Source organism: Phenylobacterium composti DSM 19425 (assembly GCF_059568645.1).
Genome location: NZ_JCANTT010000011.1, coordinates 198,724 through 216,435, shown reverse-complemented (window position 1 = coordinate 216,435; position 17,712 = coordinate 198,724). Strand labels below are relative to the sequence as shown.

The following is a 17,712-nucleotide window of genomic DNA, read 5'->3' as shown; positions in this document are numbered from 1 at the left end:
ACGAGGGGCATGGCCAGCTTCGCCCACTTCATCCTCGACGCCCTCCTGGGCCTGCTGATCCTGGCGATCATCGTCAGCGCGATCCTCTCGTGGCTCGTCGCGTTCAACGTGATCAACCTGCGCAATCAGTTCGTCTATGGCGTCGTCCGCTTCCTCGACGCGGTGACCCGGCCCGTGCTGGCGCCCTTCCAGAGGATCATTCCGCCGCTGGGCGGCGTGGACATCAGCCCGATCATCGCTATCCTCGTGCTGCAGGGGATCAAGATTTACCTGCTGCCCATGGCGATGAACCCGCTGAAGGCCTTCCTGGGCTGACCTTGCGCCTCACCGTCCGGGTGACGCCGAAGGGCGGGCGCGACGGCGTGGACGGCTGGGCCAGCGACGAAGCCGGGCGGCCGGTCCTGAAGGTCCGTGTCAGCGCCGCCCCCGCCGACGGCGCCGCCAACGCCGCCGTCACCACCGTCATCGCCAAGGCCCTGAAGGTCCCGCGCTCGGCCGTCCGCATCGTGGCCGGCGACACCGCGCGAGTGAAGCGGCTGGAGATCGAGGGCGCGGAACAGGCCGACCTCGACCGCGCCTTCGGCCGGCCGCCTGCGGCCTGAGGCTCCAGGCCGCCCCCCCTCAAGGTCGCTTCCGGTCCGCCTCGCGCGCCGCTAGCCTTGCCCCATGTCCCGCGCCGACCTCGCCCGCATGATCGCCGACGCCCGCCGGATGGTGGTGTTCACCGGCGCGGGCATCTCCACCGAATCGGGCATCCCCGACTTCCGCAGCCCCGGCGGGGTCTGGTCGAAGATGAAGCCCATCTACTTCCAGGAGTTCGTGGCCAGCGAGGCGAAGCGGCGGGAAGCCTGGGAGCGGGCGTTTTCCGGCCGCGCCGGCTGGGTGGGGCGCGAACCCAATGCCGGTCACATGGCGGTGGCCCGCCTGGTGGCCCAGGGCCGCTGCAGCGCGGTGATCACCCAGAACGTCGACAACCTGCACCAGGCCTCGGGCGTGCCCCCCGAGAAGGTGATCGAGCTGCACGGCAACGCCAGCTACGCCACCTGCCTGGAGTGCGGCCTGCGGCACGAGCTTGCCGATCTCAAGGCGCTCTACGAGGCCACCGGCGACCTGCCCGCCTGCCGCGCCTGCGGCGGGATCGTGAAGACCGCCACCATCTCCTTCGGCCAATCGATGCCCGCCGAACCCATGGCCCGGGCCGAGGGCGAGACCCTGGCCTGCGACCTCTTCCTGGTGCTGGGCTCGTCCCTGGTGGTCTATCCGGCCGCCGGCTTTCCGCTGCTCGCCAAGCGGGCCGGGGCCAGGCTCGCCATCGTCAACCGCGAGCCCACCGAGCTCGATCCCTATGCCGACCTCGTGCTGCACGACGAGATCGGCCCGGTGATGACGGCCGCCGTTCCGGCCAACTGACTCATCCCCGCCGCAGCGGCGCCGCACCCCCGCCTTGTTCTGCGCGTTATGCCCGCGACGCCCATTGACCGCGGAGTCCTGACGCCTTGCTGATCCGTTCCCTGGCCGCCCTCGCCGGCCTCCTCGCTCTTTCCGCCTGCGGCCCCAGCGGCGGCGGGGCCGCCTCGACCGACCCCTATGCGGGCCTCGACGCCCAGATGCTGGCCTGGCGCACCGAGATCGAGAACACCCATCCCGCCTGCGCCGCCAAGAACGACGGCAAGGGCTGCGAGGCCTTCGAGGTGACCTGCAAGGGCGCCCAGGAGCTGACGGCTGAGGACGCGGCCCAGGGCGTCACCGCCAAGGTGGTGGCCGCCATGCGCTTCGCCGCCACCACGCCCGACGGCTCGTCGGGCAAGAACGCCTCGGCCTTCGCCACCTTCTCCAAGGCTGGCGACCAGTGGACCCGCACCGAGTCCGCCCCGGTCAATCCGACCACCTGCGCCCCGTTCTAGAGGCGCCCTTCCGGGGGCGGTGGCCTTCCCCAACGGCTTCGGTCTAATCAGCGGCGAGCCGCAAGACCGGAGCCGACGCCGCATGGCCTACGACCGCCCCGCCCGCCCGAACCGCAGCCAGCTGTCCGTGCCGGGCTCGTCCGCCCGCTTCATCGAGAAGGCCGCGGGCAGCGCCGCCGACATCGTCATGCTGGACCTGGAGGACGCCGTGGCCCCGGCCGACAAGCCGGCGGCCCGGCGGACGGTCATCGAGGCCCTGCGCGATGTCGACTGGGGCGAGCGGACGGTGTCGGTGCGAATCAACGCCCTCGACACCCCGTTCATGTACCGCGACCTCATCGAGGTGGCCGAGCAGGCGCCGCGGGTGGACCTGATCATGGTCCCCAAGGTCGACAGCGCCGCCGACGTCCATCTGCTCGACGTCCTGCTGTCGCAGATCGAGGCCGCCACAGGCCGTCGGCGCATCGGCCTCGAGCTGCAGATCGAGACCGCCAGGGGGTTGCAGAACGTCGACGCCATCGCCGCCGCCAGCCCCCGGGTCGAGAGCCTGCACTTCGGCCCCGGGGATTACGCCGCCTCGATCGGAGCTCGGACCGTCTCCATCGGCGGGCCGGTGCCCGACTATGCGGTCCTGGCGGAACCCGGCCCGGACGGCGCGCGACCGCCCTATTACGGGGACGCCTGGCACTACGCCCTGGCGCGGATCGTGGTGGCCTGTCGCGCCGCCGGCGTGCGGCCGGTGGACGGCCCCTACGCCGACTTCCGCGATCCTGAGGGCCTGCGCTGGAGCGCCCGGCGAGCCTCGGCCCTGGGCTTCGAGGGCAAGTGGGCCATCCACCCCGATCAGATCGCCGTGCTGAACGAGGTGTTCAGCCCCACGGCGGAGGAAGTGGCCCGCGCCCGGCGCATTCTGGAGGCTCTGGCCGAGGGCGAGCGGCAGAGCCGCGGCGCTGTGGCTATCGACGGCCGCATGGTCGACGCCGCCTCCATCCGCCAGGCCCAGGTGCTGGTGGCCAAGGCCGAACGCCTGGGGATCGGCTAGCCCCGGGTCAGCAGGCCGCGGGCGATCACCTGCGCCTGGATCTCGGCCGCGCCCTCGAAGATGTTGAGGATACGGGCGTCGCACAGCACCCGGCTCATCTCGAACTCGAGCGCATAGCCGTTGCCGCCGTGGATCTGCACCCCGGCGTCGGCGTTGGACCACGCCACCCGGGCCGCCAGCAGCTTGGCCATGCCGGCCTCGATGTCGCAGCGCTCGTCCAGGTCCTTGGTGCGGGCGGCGAAGTAGCTGAGCTCCCGGGCCACCACCGTCTCAACCAGGGCCAGGGCCAGCTTGTCGGCCACCCGGGGGAACTCGATCAGCGCCTTGCCGAACTGGCGCCGCTCCTGGGCGTAGCGCAGGGCGAGGTCGAAGGCGTTCCAGGCCACGCCCGTGGCCCGGGCCGCCGTCTGGATGCGGGCCGCCTCGAAGGTGCGCATCAGCTGCTTGAAGCCCTGGCCCTCGGCCTGGCCCAGCAGGCCTTCGGGCGGCACGGCGAAGTCCTCGAAGCTGAGGACGTATTCCTTCATGCCCCGGTAGCCCAGGACGCCGATCTCGCTGCCGGTCAGCCCCGGGTCCGGGAACGGATTGTCCGGCGTCCCCCGCGTCTTCTCGGCCAGCATCATCGACAGGCCGCCGTGGCCGCGGTTGTCGAGGTCGGTGCGCACCAGCACCGTCATCAGATCGCTGCGCGAGGCGTGGGTGATCCAGGTCTTGGCCCCGGTGATCCGCCAGAAGCCGTCGGGCGCCTTCACCGCCCGGGTCTTGAGGGCGGCCAGGTCCGAGCCGTTGTCCGGCTCGGTGAAGACGGCCGTGGGCAGCACCTCGCCCGAGGCGATCTTCGGCAGCCAGCGCTGCTTCTGGTGCGGCGTGCCGGCGGTGGAGATGAGCTCGCCGGCGATCTCCGAGCGGGTGCCCAGGGAGCCGGCGGCGATCCAGCCCCGGGACAGCTCCTCCGAGACCACGCACATGGCGAGCTTGCCCAGGCCCAGGCCGCCGTATTCGGGGGCGATGCAGACCCCGAATACGCCGAGCGCGCCCATCTCGCGGACCACCTCGTCCGGGATCAGCACGTCGTCCAGGTGCCAGCGGTGGGCGAAGGGCGCGATCCGCTCGGCGGCGAAGCGCCGGAACTGCTCGCGGACGGCGTCGAGGGTCTCGTCGCCCAGGCCCTCATAGGGCCGCCAGCCCTCGGCCAGCTTCTGGACCAGGGCCTTGCGCACCCCGAGCGTGTTGCCGTTGGCCAGGAACCAGCCGGCGCCCGGATCGCGCGCCAGGGCCGAGGCGGCCTCCTCAGCGCCATAGTCCCACGGCCGGGCCAGCTCGTTCTGGCTCATGGGCAGGCCGCCCAGCAGCTGGGCGAGGTATTCCCCGAAGGCCACGCGCAGCACCAGCTGCTCGCCCTCGCCCAAGGCGCCGGCCGCCTGGGCGCGCTGGGCCCACACGTGCAGCTGGGCCAGGGCCTCCACCGTGGTCGCGGCCCAGGCGAAGGCATGGACCCCCCGCTGGGCGGCGTCGAGGCGCTCCGGATCCAGCCGCCCCTCCGGCGCCGCCACCGCGGCCACGCCCTCCCGGGCAGCGGCCACGAAGCGGCGCAGGGCCGCCACGGCGCTCCCAGCGCGGATCAAGAGGTCGGCCATGCACAACTCCTCCAGGCGTTCACGCGCCGGTCATGGCCCGGTCGCCCTGGGGAAGACAAGCTGAAGAAGGAGAGATGGTGCCGCCTGCGTGACTCGAACACGCGACCTACGCATTACGAATGCGCCGCTCTACCGGCTGAGCTAAGGCGGCCCAGGAAGGGCTCTCGCGGTTCCGAAGCAGGGCCCGGCCACGCGAGGTGGGGCTATTTAGCGGCTCGCGGGCCGTTCGCCAAGCGTCGGCGCGCAGCGCCGCGTCGGCCGGCGCCCGACGACGGGCTTTCCAGGGCCGGCGGCGGCTCGGGGCCGAAGTCGTCGGCGTCCACCGGATAGAGCACCGGCTCGGTGAGCATGGGCTCGGATTCATAGGCCAGCGGCAGCTCGGGCAGCTCGCGCAGGGTCTGTTCCGAACGCTCGTGGCGCGGGTGGATGAGCTCGCCCGTCTCGGCGTAGCTCATCACCAGCCGGCCCCAGTCCTTGGCGTGATAGGCGAAGGCCCGCCCCTCGGGGTCGAGGTCGGACCAGTCGGGCTCGTGCGGAGCGCTCACGCCGCGGGCGAGCCACACCCGGGCCTCGTCCGGGCTGCCTGCGGCGTAGGCGGCCCGCGCCATCAGGCCGCAGATGCGGGCGGTGGGCGGCTCGCCCTCCAGCGCCTGGGCGGCTTCCCGGGCGGCGACGGGATCACCGGCGATCAGGGCCCGCTCCACATGTAGGATCAGGCTCTCGCGGTGTGCGGGATTGACCGCCGCCAGTTCCGACAGCCGCTGAGCGCGCTCGCGTGGGGTCTCGTCGGTGCGCAGGTCGCGATAGGCGAGCCACAGGGCCGGGTGCGGCGCGGTCCGCCAGGCGGTCTCCACCGTGGCGGCGGCGCGGCCGATCTTGCCCTCGGCGGCCAGCAGGCGGGCGGCCATGACCACCCCAGGCGCGAATCCGGGCTGCAGCTTGGCGGCCTCCACCGCATGGTCGAGGGCCAGGCTTCGGGCCTTGGGATCGGGCGCATGCTCCAGCTGGGCCGCCGAGGCGGCGAGCAGGGCGGCCCGGGCCCGCTCGGCCACCACCGGCGGGACGATCCGCCGCTCTAGGGCGCTCTTCACCAGCTCGAGGGCGCCGGCCCAGTCGCCCACGTCCAGGCGGGACTCGAGCAGGGTGCGCCAGGCCCAGCGGGCGGTGCGCGTCTCGCCATAGGCCTCCTGGGCGTGGCGCAGGGCCGTCTCCCGCAGCCCCTGGGCGGCGGCGAGCTGCATCAGGCCCTTGTGGCCGGCCAGGCGCATCTCGGGGAAGCCCAGCATGGCGGTATAGGCCGCCCGGGCCTCGTCCAGGTCCCCGGCGGCCTCCGCAGCCTGGGCGGCGAGCACCCGGACGAGGCCGGGCGCGTCGGTCGCCAGTTCGGCGGCCTTGCGGGCCAGGCGCCGGGCCTCGGAGCCGTCGCCCCCGGCCGCCGCCAGGAAGCCGCGGGTGAGCACGTCCACCGCCTGCCGCCGCCGGGCCTCCGCCCGCGCCTGCTCGGCCCGGCTGGGGGCGTCAAGGATCCACAGGACGGTGCGCCAGAGCACCGCCGCCACCAGGCTGACCAGCAACGCCAGCAGGAGCCCCGCCGCGGCCGTGGTGTCCGCCCGCCAGCCCAGCCATTCGACACTGGCCCGGCCCGGCTCGCCGGTGAAGGCGAGGACTGAGACGGCCACCGCCGCCACCAGGAAGAAAACGATCGCCGCCCGGATCATGCCGCGACTTCCAGGACGGCGCCGGCGGCGCGCAGGTCGCGCAGGGCCCGGGTCTTGAGCCGGGCGGCGGCGCGGTCGATCTCGGCCCGGCGCTCGGCCTCGGCCCGCCACGCGGCCAGGCTCTCCTGCACAGCCTCAGGCAGGCCGTCCAGGGCCTTGAGGGCGGCGGGCACGTCGCCCTCCTCGAGCGCGGCCTCGGCCCGGGCCAGGCGCGCATCGGGACTGTCGCCCTCGGTGCGGCTGACGCGGCGCACGCTGACCATCCGCGAAAAGGCGTAGATCACCCGCTGTTCCAGCTTGGCGTCGGGCCCGGGAAGGCGGGCGGCGCTGGCGGCGCGGGCGGCATAGGCCGGAAACTGGGCGGCGAGAGCCGCGCGGGTGGGCGCGCCCTCGGCGGCCACCCGCGACAGCGCCGCCAGTTCGGGCAGGTCGGGGGCGAGCCGGCGCAGGGCGGCGAGTTCGGCGGCGAACGGGCGCGAGGTCTGGCTGGCCTCGATCAGAGCAGCCGCCGCCACCGCGGCGGCGGCCGCCTCAGTGGTGCGGGCGCCCTGGCTCTCCAGGGCGGCGATGCGGGCCTGCAGGCGCTGGATTTCGGCTTCGTCGGCGTCGAACGGCTCGGCCTGAGCGGTCACGAGCGGGACCGCCGGCTCAGGGGTGGCGGGCGCGGCCCGCGGCGGCGCCGGCTCGTCGGGCAGGAAACGCGGCAGGAGCCGCGCGACGCCTGCGCCGGCCAGCACGCAGAGCAGGCAAAGGGCCAGCAGGGTCCAGAGCCCCAGGCCGAAGGGCCGGCGCCGATAGGCGGCGGGATCGCTGGGCACGCCGGGGGCCGTGACGGGATCTGGACTGACGCTCATGGCTGGCGGTCGATGAGATTGAGCAGCGCCGCCTCCAGCGGGAACGGCGGATAGGCCCTGGCGGCCAGGGGCGTGCGCTGCAGCGGCTTGATCACGGCCTTGGACAGGCCAAGCGCCCGCAGGTGTGGCGCCGGATGGGCCTTCAGCACCTTGGCCATCACCTGGGCCGCCCGGGGCGAATGGAGGAGCGCCACGTCCGCCGAGGCCAGCCGCTCGGCCTCCTCGGCCGACAGCTTCACCGGGGCGGTCTCGTACAGGACCAGCCGCCGGGCCTCGATCCCGTGCTTCTGCAGCGATCCCGCCAGGTCGCCCGCGGGCTCGGCGGCGCCCGGGTGCAGCACGGCGCCCTTCAGTTCGGCGCGGCGGATGCCGATGCCCTCCGCCAGGGCCTCCACGTCGCCGTCCGCGGAAAGCACGGAGCGGAACCCGGCCTGCCGGGCCGCCTGGGCCGTGGCCGCCCCCACGGCGAAGACCCGCAGCGACCGCTCTGGGCAGGCGTCGGCGAAGGCCCGCACGCCGTTGGCCGAGGTGAAGGCCAGGGCGGCCACGCCGGTCAGGTCGATCTCCACGTCGGGCAGGACGCGGACGGCCAGCAGGGGCGCCACCAACGCCTCATGGCCCAGCGCGCGCACGCGCTCGGCGGTGGCGTCCGCGCCGGGCTGGGCGCGGGTGATCCAGATCCTCTGCCGACGGCCGGCCATGCTCCCTTGTCGCCCCGAACCCTTTCGTCTTTGCGAACGACGTTAAGCCTGACGCGGGCGGGTGCAATCCCGGTGCGTTGACCGGTCACACAAGGCCGCCGCGCGTGACCTGAAAGCGACGCCCCGAACAGACGCCGCGCCCGTCAGAGCGAGATGGCGTCGCCAGCCTCGGCCTTGATCGCCTCGCCCAGGGAGACGCCCAGGGCATGGGCCGAGGCCTCGGGGTCGGCCAGCTGCGAGAGCTCGGCCTCGCCCGTATGGCGGAAGCGCCGGGCGCCATCGGGCGTCAGGGCCTCGACGATCAGCTTGCACGTCCCGCCCTCCAGCCAAGCGTGGGCGCCGATGGGCGTCTTGCACGAGGCTTCCAGAGCCACCAGGGCCCCGCGCTCGGCGGCGACGGTGAGAGTGGTGGTCTCGCAGCGCAGCGCCCGCACCCAGGGCAGGTCCTTGTCGGCGACCCGGGTCTCGATGGCCAGGGCGCCCTGGCCGGGGGCCGGCGGCGCCTCCTTGGGGTCGAGCAGGCTGCTGGGCAGATGGCCGAGGCCCAGGCGGCGCAGGCCGGCGTAGGCCAGGAGGATTGCGTCGGCCTCGCCGGCGGCCAGCTTGGCGAGGCGGGTGTCCACGTTGCCGCGGAGCAGCTGGACTTTTAGGTCCGGGCGGCGATGGAGGCTCTGGGCTTGGCGGCGCAGGCTGGCGGTGCCGAGGATCGCGCCCTCGGACAGGTCCTCCAGCCGTTGCGGCCCCCGGGAGAGGAAGGCGTCGCGGGGATCCTCGCGCGGCGGGATCGCGCCGATGCACAGCCCCTCGGGAAGCACCGCCGGCACGTCCTTCATCGAGTGGACGGCGCAGTCGATGCGCCCCTCCAGGAGGGCTTCCTCGATCTCCTTGGTGAACAGCCCCTTGCCGCCGATCTCTAGCAGCCGCCGGTCCTGCACCCGGTCGCCCGTGGTGGTGATGACCACCAGAGGCGCGACCCGGTCGACCTCGGCCTGATCCTGAGGATCCACTCCCAGGGCGGCCGCGATCCGGCGCTGGATCGTTCCGCTCTGCGCCAGGCTCAGCTTGGAGCCGCGCGCCCCGATGCGGATGGGGCCGGCCGCAGGTTGCGTGGACACGGTGGGCAGTCTACCTCCGAACCTTGAATTGGAAGCGCCTCGCTACAGGAGCGGGCCGCCCCCGGCAACCGGATGACCCGCACACTCACCGTACTTGGCCTGGAGACGAGCTGCGACGAGACCGCCGCGGCCGTGGTGCGTCTGGCCGACGGCCGCGCTGAGGTGCTGTCCTCGGTGGTCGGCAGCCAGATCGCCGCCCATGCCCCGTTCGGCGGCGTGGTGCCCGAGATCGCCGCCCGGGCCCATGTGGAGGGCATCGACGCCATCGCCGCCCAGGCGATGGGCGAGGCGGGCGTGGACTATGCCCACCTCAGCGGCGTGGCGGCCACGGCGGGCCCAGGCCTTGTGGGCGGGGTGATGGTCGGCCTGTCGTTCGGCAAGGCCGTGGCCCTGGCCCGGGGCCTGCCGCTCGTGGCGGTGAATCACCTGGAAGGCCACGCGGTCTCGGCGCGGCTGGGCGCCGACATTCCGTATCCCTTCCTGCTGCTGCTGGTCTCCGGCGGCCACTGCCAGCTGCTCGAGGTCGCCGGGGTCGGGGCCTGCCGCCGCCTGGGCTCCACCATCGACGACGCGGCCGGCGAAGCCTTCGACAAGATCGCCAAGACCCTGGGCCTGCCCTATCCCGGCGGCCCGGCCCTGGAAAAGCTGGCCAAGGGCGGCGATCCGACCCGCTACACCCTTCCGCGGATGCTGCTGGGCCGGAAGGACTGCGACTTCTCCTTCTCGGGCCTGAAGACCGCCGCCGCGCGCATCGCCGAGGGCCTGACCACTGACGAGGAGCGGCGGGACCTGGCCGCCACGGTGCAGGCCGCCATCGCCGCACAGCTGGCCGAACGCACCGACCGCGCCATGAAGGCCTATGCCGGGGAGCGCGAAGGCCGCGACCTGCGCTTCGTGGTGGCCGGCGGGGTGGCCGCCAACGCCGCCGTTCGGGCCAGGCTCACCGAGACGGCCGAGGCCCGGGGCTTCAGCTTCCACGCCCCGCCCCTGGCCTATTGCACCGACAACGCCGCCATGATCGCCCTGGCGGGCGCCGAGCGCCTGGCCCTGGGCCTGACCGATCCGCTGGACTCGGTGGCCCGACCCCGCTGGCCCCTGGACGAGGCCGCCGCCGCCGCCAGTCCCACCCATGTTCCCGGACGAAAGGGCGCCAAGGCATGAAGCACGCAGGGGTGATCGGCGGCGGCGCCTGGGGGACGGCGCTCGCCCAGGTCTGCGCCCGCGCAGGTCGCGCGGTGACGCTGTGGGCCCGCGAGGCCGAGGTGGTGGAGGCGGTGAACGCCCGCCACGAGAACGTCGCCTTCCTGCCGGGCGCGCCCCTGGATCCGGCTGTGCGCGCCACGAGCGACCTCGCCGAACTGGCGGACGCCGACTTCATCCTGGCGGTCCCGCCCGCCCAGCACATGCGCGCCACCCTGACCGCCTTCGCGCCCCACGTGCGCCCCGGCCTGCCGGTGGTGCTCTGCTCCAAGGGGGTCGAGCAGGGCTCGCTGAAGCTGATGACCGACGTCCTGGCCGAGACCCTGCCGCAGGCGCGCCCGGCGGTGCTCTCCGGCCCAAGCTTCGCCGGCGAGGTGGCCCGCGGCCTGCCCAGCGCCGTCACCCTCGCCTGCCCCGACGACGCCTTAACCGAAGCCCTGGGTCAGGCCATCGCCACCCCGACCTTCCGGCCCTACTTCGCCGACGACATGATCGGCGCCGAGGCCGGCGGCGCCGTGAAGAACGTGCTGGCCATCGCCTGCGGCATCGTCGAGGGCCGGGGCCTGGGCCGCTCGGCTCACGCGGCCCTGATCACCCGAGGCTTCGCGGAACTGACCCGGATCGCCGTGGGCCTCGGCGGCCAGGCGGAAACCGTGGCCGGGCTCTGCGGCCTGGGCGACCTGGTCCTCACCTGCTCGAGCCCGCAGTCGCGCAACATGAGCGTCGGCCTCGCCCTCGGCGCGGGCCAGACCCTGGAACAGGCCCTGGCCGGCAAGCTGTCGGTGGCCGAAGGCGTAGCCTCGGCGCCGGCCGTGCGCGAGCTCGCCCGCAAGCTCGGCGTGGAAACCCCCATCTGCGAAGCCACCGCCGCCATCCTGGCCGGCGAGGTCGACGTGGACACCGCCATCCGCGGCCTGCTGTCCAGGCCGCTCAAGGACGAACAGGACTGAACGCCCATGCCGCTCTTCGCCCTCATGTGCCTCGACAAGCCCGACTCCCTGGAGCTGCGGCTGGCCACCCGTGAGCGGCACCTGGCCTATGTGCGCGAGCATGCCGAGAAGGTGCGTGTGGCCGGGCCGGTCCTGGACGACGCCGAGCAGATGGCCGGGTCGTTTTTCATCCTAGACGTACCGGACAAGGCCGCCGCGGAAGCCTTCCACGCCGCCGATCCCTACACCCAGGCCGGCCTGTTCGGGTCGGTGACGCTGCGCCACTTCAAGGCCCTCATTGGACAGGTCTGAGCCGGGCAATCCGGCCCGCCCGCCAGCGGGCGCACGCCTTTGCGCCCTCGCCGATCTCGACGATCCCGGCACGCGCGGCTTCCGCTTCCGGGAGGGCTCGCGCCTGTTCGCCGGCTTCGTGCTGCGTGAGGGCGGGACAGTGCGCGGCTTCGTGGATTCCTGCCCCCACGCCGGCTGGCCCCTGTCGGCCCTGCCCGACCGCTATCTGACCCGGGACGCCCGCCACATCCTCTGCGCCGGCCATGGGGCCCTCTTCAGCCTGGAGGGGCGATGCGTCGCCGGCCCCTGCCTGGGCGAGCGCTTGTCAGAATGGCCGGTGGAGGTGCGCGGCGGCGAGGTGTTCACGGCCTGAAACCGGCGAAAGCTCCGGTTTCGAGAGCGCGCCTTCAGCCGAGCTGCGCCGGGCCTTGTTCGGCGTCGAAGGCGGCCACGTCCTCCAGCAGGGCGGCGGCGGCGGTTCGCACCAGTTCGCCGCCTTTCTCGGGCGTCGCCTGGCCCGGATCGGAGCCCATGCGGCCGTCGGCGTAACGGGCGCGGAAGTCGCTGGCCTCGCGGATCGGGCCGGTGGGGGCGATCTGCGGCGCGTAGTTGGCGGACTTGATCGCCTGCGGATAGGCCCACTGGGTCACGGCGATCTCGGACGGCGTGGCGTGGCTGCCGTGGCCGGTGGGGAACTGGCGGTTGGCCAGGGCGGTGACGCCCGCAAGGTCCCACCAGTTCTTCAGCTTGCAGGCGAAGCCGCGCTTGCGGCCGGCGTAGCTGGCCTCGGCGTAGAGCTCGGAGAAGGCCGCCTCGATGGTGGCCACGTTCCCGCCGTGACCGTTCAGGAAATAGAGCTTTTCGAAGCCCGCATGGGCGAGGCTGCGGCACCAGTCGCCGATGGCCAGCATGAAGGTGGACGGCCGCAAGGCGATGGTGCCCGGGAAGTCCAGATGGTGCTGGGCCATGCCGATGTTGAAGGTCGGCGCCACAAGGATGTCCCCCTGCTTCTGGGCCTCGTGGGCGATGATCTCGGGGCACAGCCAGTCGGTGCCGAGCAGGCCGGTGGGGCCATGCTGCTCGTTCGACCCGATGGGGATCACCACCGTTTTCGAGCGCTCAAGGAACGCCTCGACCTCGGCCCAGGTGGACAGGTGCAGCAGCATCGGTTCGGCTCCTCGGCCCGACAAAAGACTCCGGACCGCAGATGCGCCTTCGCGGCGCGGTTTGCTAGTCGCCGGCGTCCGCCACCTGCACGGTCACGCCCATGGCCTGCATGCCCACCAGCCGCCAGCGCTTGTCGCTCTTGCCGAAGGTGAGCAGGCAGCGGCCGGAGCCGTCGTCGGCCGGCAGGCACACCTTGCCGTCCTGGATCTTCAGCCGTTCCCGGATCGGCGCCGCGTCGCCAGCCCGCACCACATGCAGCGCCTCAGGCGAGATCATGCGGTCCAGGGCGAACTCCGAGGGCCCGCCGTCCACCTCCAGGCCGCGCTCCCGGGCCCATTCCACCATCTGCCGGCGCACATCCTCGCGCACGGCCTCGCGGTCGATCTCGGCCTCGAAGGCCACCCGGTCGCCGGTCTCCACGGCCTTGAGCAGGCGCTCGGCGCTGGCCGCCGCCTCGGACCTGGCCCGGCCCTCGCAGCCGCCCAGGACCAAACCCAGCGCCGACAGCGCCACGACCGCACCCATCCGAAGCATGGCGCGGAAAATGCCGATGGCGCCGAGTCCCCGCAAGCGGAGCCATAACCTGCGACGGCGACCGATGTTGCGCGTCGTCGGCGCAGAGCCTACTCGTGCGCTTCGGCCACAGTTGGAGGAGCATCGCGCATGTCGGATGGCGAGATTTTCCCGGTCCCGGAGGCGTGGGCGCAGCGGGCGCATCTGGACGCCGCCGCCTATGAGGCCGCCTGCCGTAGAGCCGAGGAGGATCCCGAGGGCTTCTGGGGCGACATCGGCCGCCGACTGGACTGGATGGTCCCCTTCACCCAGGTGAAGGACGTCTCCTTCGACAAGGACGACTTCCGCATCAGGTGGTACGCAGACGGCGTCCTGAACGTCTCGGTCAACTGCCTGGACCGACATATCGCCGAGCGTGGCGACCAGATCGCGGTGATCTGGGAGAACGACGACGGCAGCGCCTATGACGCCCTGACCTACAGGCAGCTCCTGGCCGAGGTCTGCCGCTGGGCCAACGTCCTGAAGTCGAAGGGCGTCAAGAAGGGCGACCGGGTCACCATCTACCTGCCGATGATCCCCGCCGCCGCGGCGGCCATGCTGGCCTGCGCCCGGATCGGCGCGGTCCATTCCGTGGTGTTCGGCGGGTTCTCGCCCGACAGCCTGGCCGGACGCATTCAGGACTGCGACTCGAAGATCGTCATCACCGCCAACGAGGGGCTGCGGGGCGGCAAGGTCGTTCCGCTCAAGGCCAATGTGGACGAGGCGCTGAAGTCCTGCCCGGGGGTCACGGACGTGATCGTCGTGCGCCGCACCCCCGCCGAGGTCCCCATGACGGAGGGCCGCGACGCCTGGTTCGCCGACCTGAAGAAGACGGTCCCCGACACCTGCGATCCCGAGCCGATGAACGCCGAGGATCCGCTGTTCATTCTCTACACCTCGGGCTCCACGGGTAAGCCCAAGGGCGTGCTGCACACCACCGGCGGCTATCTCGCCTGGGCCAGCTACACCCACGAGATCGTCTTCGACTACCGGCCTGGCGAGGTCTTCTGGTGCACCGCCGACGTGGGCTGGGTGACCGGCCACAGCTACGTCGTCTATGGCCCGCTGGCCAATGCGGCCACCACCCTGATCTTCGAGGGCGTGCCGAACTTCCCGACCTCGTCGCGCTTCTGGGAAGTCTGCGACAAGCACAAGGTCGAGATTTTCTATACCGCCCCCACCGCCATCCGCGCCCTGATGCGCGAAGGCGAAGAGCCCGTGCGACGCACCTCCCGCCAGTCGATCCGGCTGCTGGGCACGGTGGGCGAGCCGATCAATCCCGAGGCCTGGCTCTGGTACCACCGGGTCGTGGGCGAAGGGCGCTGCCCCATCGTCGACACCTGGTGGCAGACCGAGACGGGCGCCTGCCTGATGAGCCCGCTGCCGGGCGCGACGTCGCTGAAGCCGGGCTCCTGCACCAAGCCCTTGCCGGGCATCAAGCCGCAGCTCGTGGACGCCGACGGCAAGCCGCTTGAGGGCGCCGTCTCGGGCAACCTGTGCCTGATCGACAGCTGGCCGGGGCAGATGCGCACGGTCTACGGCGACCACCAGCGCTACATCGACACCTACTTCACCACCTACCCCGGCAAGTACTTCACCGGCGACGGCGCCCGGCGGGACGAGGACGGCTACTACTGGATCACCGGCCGGGTGGACGACGTCATCAATGTCTCGGGCCACCGCCTGGGCACCGCCGAGATCGAGAGCGCCCTCGTCGAGCACGAGGCCGTCGCCGAGGCGGCGGTGGTCGGCTACCCCCACGACATCAAGGGTCAGGGCATCTACTGCTTCGTGACCCTGAAGGTCGGGATCGAGCCGACCGAGGCGCTGCAGGCCGACCTGCGCGGCTTCGTCCGGCGCGAGATCGGCCCCTTCGCCGCCCCCGACGTGATCCAGTTCGCCCCGGGCCTGCCCAAGACCCGCTCAGGCAAGATCATGCGGCGCATCCTGCGCAAGATCGCCGAGGACGACCTCGGCAACCTCGGCGACACCTCCACCCTGGCCGACCCGACCGTGGTGGACGACCTCGTCAAGAACCGCGCCGCCCGCACCCAGGCCGACATCCTCTATCTGAACGGCAAGGTGGTCCCTGCCGCCGAGATCGAGGCGCTGCTGATCAAGAACGCGCCGGTGGCCGAGGCTGTGGCGGTGGACGCCGGCAAGGCGGGCCTGGCGCTGTTCCTGGCCCTGGAGCCGGGCTTCCAGCCCAGCGACATCCTGAAGGCCGACATCCGCGCCATCCTCCGGCGCGAGCTGGGCGAGGGGGTGGTCCCGGGGCTGATCCATCTCGGCGCCCTGCCGCGCACGCCGGCGGGCGAGGTCGTGCGGCCGATCCTGCAACGGATCGCCGAAGGCCAGCCGCCCGGCGACCTGACCGGCCTGGCCGACCCGGCCGTGGTCGACGAGATCCTCATGAGCCGCGCCTAAGCTGTCGCCCGACCTGCCGCCAGCGCTGAAGGCCGCCATCGCGCGCGAGCTGGACGGCGTGTCCCGCAAGGGGCTCGCCGAGCGCGCGGCTGCGACCACCGCCACCTACCGCTCCGGCGGGGGCTCCTCCACGGCCATCCGCTCGGCCGAGGACGCCCTGGCCTACGCCCTGGCCCGGCTGCCGGCGACCTACGCCGCCTGCGCCGCGGTCTTCGCCGAAGCCGGCCGGATGGCGCCCGACTTCGGCCCTGCCCGGCTGTTGGACGCCGGCTGCGGCCCGGGCGGCGGCAGCTGGGCGGCGCTCGAAGCCTTTCCAAGCCTGACCTCTGTCGCCTGGGTGGACGCCAGCGCCCCGTTCCTGGCCCTGGCCGCGCGCCTGGGCGCCGAGGGTCCGGCGCCCCTGAAGGCCGCCGCCGCCCAGCGCGCAGACCTCACCGCCGCGGCGGACCTGCCTCGGGGCGACCTGGTGATGGCGAGCTACGCCCTGGCCGAGATCGCCCCCGCCGATCAGGCGCCCCTCGTCCGTCGCCTTTGGGCCGCCTGCGAAGGCCTGCTGGTGCTGGTGGAGCCCGGCACGCCCGCCGGGTACGGCCGCATCCTCGCCGCCCGCGAGGCCCTGATCGGCGAGAGGGCGACGATCCTGGCGCCCTGCCCGCACCACGACGCCTGCCCGCTGGTCGGCGAGGACTGGTGCCATTTCCGTGTCCGCCTGCCACGCTCGCGCGACCATCGTCTGGCCAAGAGAGCCGAGGTTCCGTTCGAGGACGAGAAGTTCAGCTACCTCATCGCGGCGCGCCCGCATGTGGCCGTCGCCCCGCGGTCCGCGCGCGTCCTGGCCCCGCCCAGGGTCGGCAAGCCGGGCATAGAGCTTCGGCTGTGCGCCCCGGGCGGCCTTGAGACCCGCTTCGTGGCCCGGCGTGACAAGGCGGCTCATGCCCGGGCGCGTCGCCTGGACTGGGGCGACGCTTTCGAGGACGAGACCCCTTAAGGCGCCGCCTCATCCAGGCCCACGGGAAGGCCGTCGTTGGCCGGTTCTCCCAGGCGGCGAAGGCGGCGGGCCCGTTCCGCCCGGACGCGCCCCATTTCCTGCAGATAGGGCACGAAGAAGTCGATGAAGGCGCGCACCCGAGGCGTGTCCTTCAGCTCCCGGCGGGTCACGATCCAGGACGAGGCGCGCGCCTCCTCGATGATCGGCGAGCAGCGGATGAGGTCGGGCTCCAGGTCGGCCGCCTGGCAGGCCATGGGCCCGACGCCGAGCCCGGCCCTTATGGCGTGCAGCAGGTTGGTCATGGTGTTGGAGCGGCTCACGGGCGCCTTCCCGCCGGCCAGGCTGAACATCCAGGCCATCCCGGGGCCGTCGGCCATCTCCAGTTCGCCGCCGAGCAGGTCGTGGTCCTCGAGCGTCTCGGGCGTGGGCAAGCCCTTCCGCGCGGCGTAGTCCCGGCTGCAGTAGAGCGCGAAGTCGTGGTCGCCCAGCTTGCGGGCCACGAGGTCCGAGATCGCCAGGGCCGCGGCCGATCGGATCGCCACATCCGCCTCGCCGGCCTCCAGGTCCAGGGGGCGATCGGTGATGATGAGGTCGGTCTGGATCTCCGGATGCCGCTGCCGGAATTCGACGATTCCCGGCATCAGCATGAGGTTGGCCATCATCTCGGTGGCGGTGACGCGGATCACGCCCGCCAAGCCCCGGCGGCGCCCCGCCGCTCGATTGCCGAAGCGGAGGGCGGCCTGCTCCACGCGCTCGGCCTCGGCGAGGAGGTCCTGGCCGCACTCCGTGAGACGGCTGCCCGTCTGGCCGCGCTCGAAGAGCTTGAGGCCCAGGGCTGTCTCCAGGCTCTCGATGCGGCGCGCGACCGTGGTCTGGTTAACGCCCAGGGCCCGGGCGGCCGCCAGGGTGGAGCCGCCCCGGGCCACCGCGAGGAAGGCCTTCAGGTCGTTCCAGTCGTACATGTCTGCCTCCGCCCCGCGGGCAGACGCCCGCCGGCCAGGACGCCCGCTCGCGCCCTCGCGGAGACAAAGCGTACTCCCCCGCACGCAAAACAGAACCCCGTTATCGCGTCGCGTATAACAAACAGACCTGACAGGCCGCCGCCCTTAGGGCGTGACCATCTCTTAAGCTTCCCCCCTGGCGCGGGAGTGCTAGGTGTTGAGGACCATCATCCCCAACCGGGACCA

The 17,712-nt window shown here is 72.7% G+C and carries 18 protein-coding genes, 1 tRNA gene and 1 pseudogene; 11 read left to right on the top strand and 9 right to left on the bottom strand.

What is annotated here, in order from left to right; genetic code table 11:
- The first annotated feature begins 9 nt into the window (after positions 1–9).
- The 5 genes from BO64_RS04020 (at position 10) to BO64_RS04000 (ending at position 2,946) form a co-directional block, all read left to right on the top strand.
- On the top strand, positions 10–315 hold the full coding sequence (locus tag BO64_RS04020) for a YggT family protein (protein ID WP_496401988.1): 306 nt from the start codon (positions 10–12) through the stop codon (positions 313–315).
- A gap of 2 nt (positions 316–317) precedes the next feature.
- Positions 318–602 carry a DUF167 family protein gene (locus BO64_RS04015; RefSeq protein ID WP_496401987.1) on the top strand — a complete coding sequence of 95 codons (285 nt, stop codon included), beginning with the start codon at positions 318–320 and terminating at the stop codon, positions 600–602.
- 64 nt (positions 603–666) lie between these two features.
- Positions 667–1,410, top strand: coding sequence for an SIR2 family NAD-dependent protein deacylase (locus tag BO64_RS04010; protein WP_496401986.1), 744 nt, complete (start codon positions 667–669; stop codon positions 1,408–1,410).
- An 86-nt stretch (positions 1,411–1,496) separates the two neighbouring features.
- Positions 1,497–1,904: a hypothetical protein gene (locus tag BO64_RS04005; RefSeq protein ID WP_496401985.1), complete on the top strand. Its 408-nt coding sequence runs from the start codon at positions 1,497–1,499 to the stop codon at positions 1,902–1,904.
- Positions 1,905–1,986: 82 nt separating this feature from the next.
- On the top strand, positions 1,987–2,946 hold the full coding sequence (locus tag BO64_RS04000; RefSeq protein ID WP_496401984.1) for an HpcH/HpaI aldolase/citrate lyase family protein: 960 nt from the start codon (positions 1,987–1,989) through the stop codon (positions 2,944–2,946).
- On the opposite strand, the gene BO64_RS03995 is transcribed toward BO64_RS04000, so the two are convergent.
- From BO64_RS03995 to hemC, 6 genes are all read right to left on the bottom strand, one after another.
- Positions 2,943–4,583 (bottom strand): acyl-CoA dehydrogenase family protein, encoded by a 1,641-nt coding sequence (locus BO64_RS03995; RefSeq protein WP_496401983.1) that lies wholly within the window; start codon positions 4,581–4,583, stop codon positions 2,943–2,945. The two genes, BO64_RS04000 and BO64_RS03995, sit on opposite strands and share 4 nt — an antisense overlap.
- A gap of 75 nt (positions 4,584–4,658) precedes the next feature.
- A tRNA-Thr gene (locus tag BO64_RS03990) sits at positions 4,659–4,734 on the bottom strand.
- 52 nt (positions 4,735–4,786) lie between these two features.
- Positions 4,787–6,301: a heme biosynthesis protein HemY gene (locus BO64_RS03985; protein ID WP_496401982.1), complete on the bottom strand. Its 1,515-nt coding sequence runs from the start codon at positions 6,299–6,301 to the stop codon at positions 4,787–4,789.
- Positions 6,298–7,155: a COG4223 family protein gene (locus tag BO64_RS03980; RefSeq protein WP_496401981.1), complete on the bottom strand. Its 858-nt coding sequence runs from the start codon at positions 7,153–7,155 to the stop codon at positions 6,298–6,300. The genes BO64_RS03985 and BO64_RS03980 overlap by 4 nt, the downstream gene beginning before the upstream one ends.
- Entirely contained in the window at positions 7,152–7,856 is a 705-nt protein-coding gene (locus BO64_RS03975) for a uroporphyrinogen-III synthase (RefSeq protein WP_496401980.1), read from the bottom strand. The genes BO64_RS03980 and BO64_RS03975 overlap by 4 nt, the downstream gene beginning before the upstream one ends.
- A gap of 143 nt (positions 7,857–7,999) precedes the next feature.
- On the bottom strand, positions 8,000–8,971 hold the full coding sequence (gene hemC, locus BO64_RS03970; RefSeq protein ID WP_496401979.1) for a hydroxymethylbilane synthase: 972 nt from the start codon (positions 8,969–8,971) through the stop codon (positions 8,000–8,002).
- 72 nt (positions 8,972–9,043) lie between these two features.
- Here hemC and tsaD point away from each other — a divergent pair, with 72 nt between their 5' ends.
- From tsaD to BO64_RS03950, 4 genes are read left to right on the top strand one after another with little or no spacing between them, the layout of a single operon-like run.
- Complete coding sequence (gene tsaD / locus BO64_RS03965) at positions 9,044–10,132, top strand: tRNA (adenosine(37)-N6)-threonylcarbamoyltransferase complex transferase subunit TsaD (protein ID WP_496401978.1); 1,089 nt, start codon at positions 9,044–9,046, stop codon at positions 10,130–10,132.
- Entirely contained in the window at positions 10,129–11,121 is a 993-nt protein-coding gene (locus tag BO64_RS03960) for an NAD(P)H-dependent glycerol-3-phosphate dehydrogenase (RefSeq protein ID WP_496401977.1), read from the top strand. Before tsaD ends, BO64_RS03960 begins: the two co-directional genes overlap by 4 nt.
- A gap of 6 nt (positions 11,122–11,127) precedes the next feature.
- A complete protein-coding gene (locus tag BO64_RS03955; RefSeq protein ID WP_496401976.1) occupies positions 11,128–11,412 on the top strand; it encodes a YciI family protein in 285 nt (94 codons plus the stop codon).
- Complete coding sequence (locus BO64_RS03950; RefSeq protein ID WP_496401975.1) at positions 11,399–11,764, top strand: Rieske (2Fe-2S) protein; 366 nt, start codon at positions 11,399–11,401, stop codon at positions 11,762–11,764. The genes BO64_RS03955 and BO64_RS03950 overlap by 14 nt, the downstream gene beginning before the upstream one ends.
- A gap of 34 nt (positions 11,765–11,798) precedes the next feature.
- Here the strand turns inward: BO64_RS03950 and BO64_RS03945 are convergent, their stop codons facing one another.
- Together BO64_RS03945 and BO64_RS03940 are read right to left on the bottom strand one after the other, a co-directional pair.
- On the bottom strand, positions 11,799–12,557 hold the full coding sequence (locus tag BO64_RS03945; RefSeq protein WP_496401974.1) for a creatininase family protein: 759 nt from the start codon (positions 12,555–12,557) through the stop codon (positions 11,799–11,801).
- A gap of 64 nt (positions 12,558–12,621) precedes the next feature.
- The gene (locus BO64_RS03940; protein ID WP_496401973.1) at positions 12,622–13,128 is read right to left on the bottom strand and encodes a hypothetical protein; all 507 of its coding nucleotides are present in this window, start codon (positions 13,126–13,128) and stop codon (positions 12,622–12,624) included.
- Between the two features lie 93 nt (positions 13,129–13,221).
- On the opposite strand from BO64_RS03940, the pseudogene acs reads away from it, so the two are divergent.
- Positions 13,222–15,153, top strand: a pseudogene (gene acs, locus BO64_RS03935) (acetate--CoA ligase); the annotation flags it as partial.
- Between the two features lie 442 nt (positions 15,154–15,595).
- On the top strand, positions 15,596–16,525 hold the full coding sequence (locus BO64_RS03930) for a small ribosomal subunit Rsm22 family protein (protein WP_496401972.1): 930 nt from the start codon (positions 15,596–15,598) through the stop codon (positions 16,523–16,525).
- Here BO64_RS03930 and BO64_RS03925 read toward each other — a convergent pair.
- A complete protein-coding gene (locus BO64_RS03925) occupies positions 16,522–17,487 on the bottom strand; it encodes a LysR family transcriptional regulator (RefSeq protein ID WP_496401971.1) in 966 nt (321 codons plus the stop codon). The two genes, BO64_RS03930 and BO64_RS03925, sit on opposite strands and share 4 nt — an antisense overlap.
- Between the last annotated feature and the right edge of the window lie 225 nt (positions 17,488–17,712).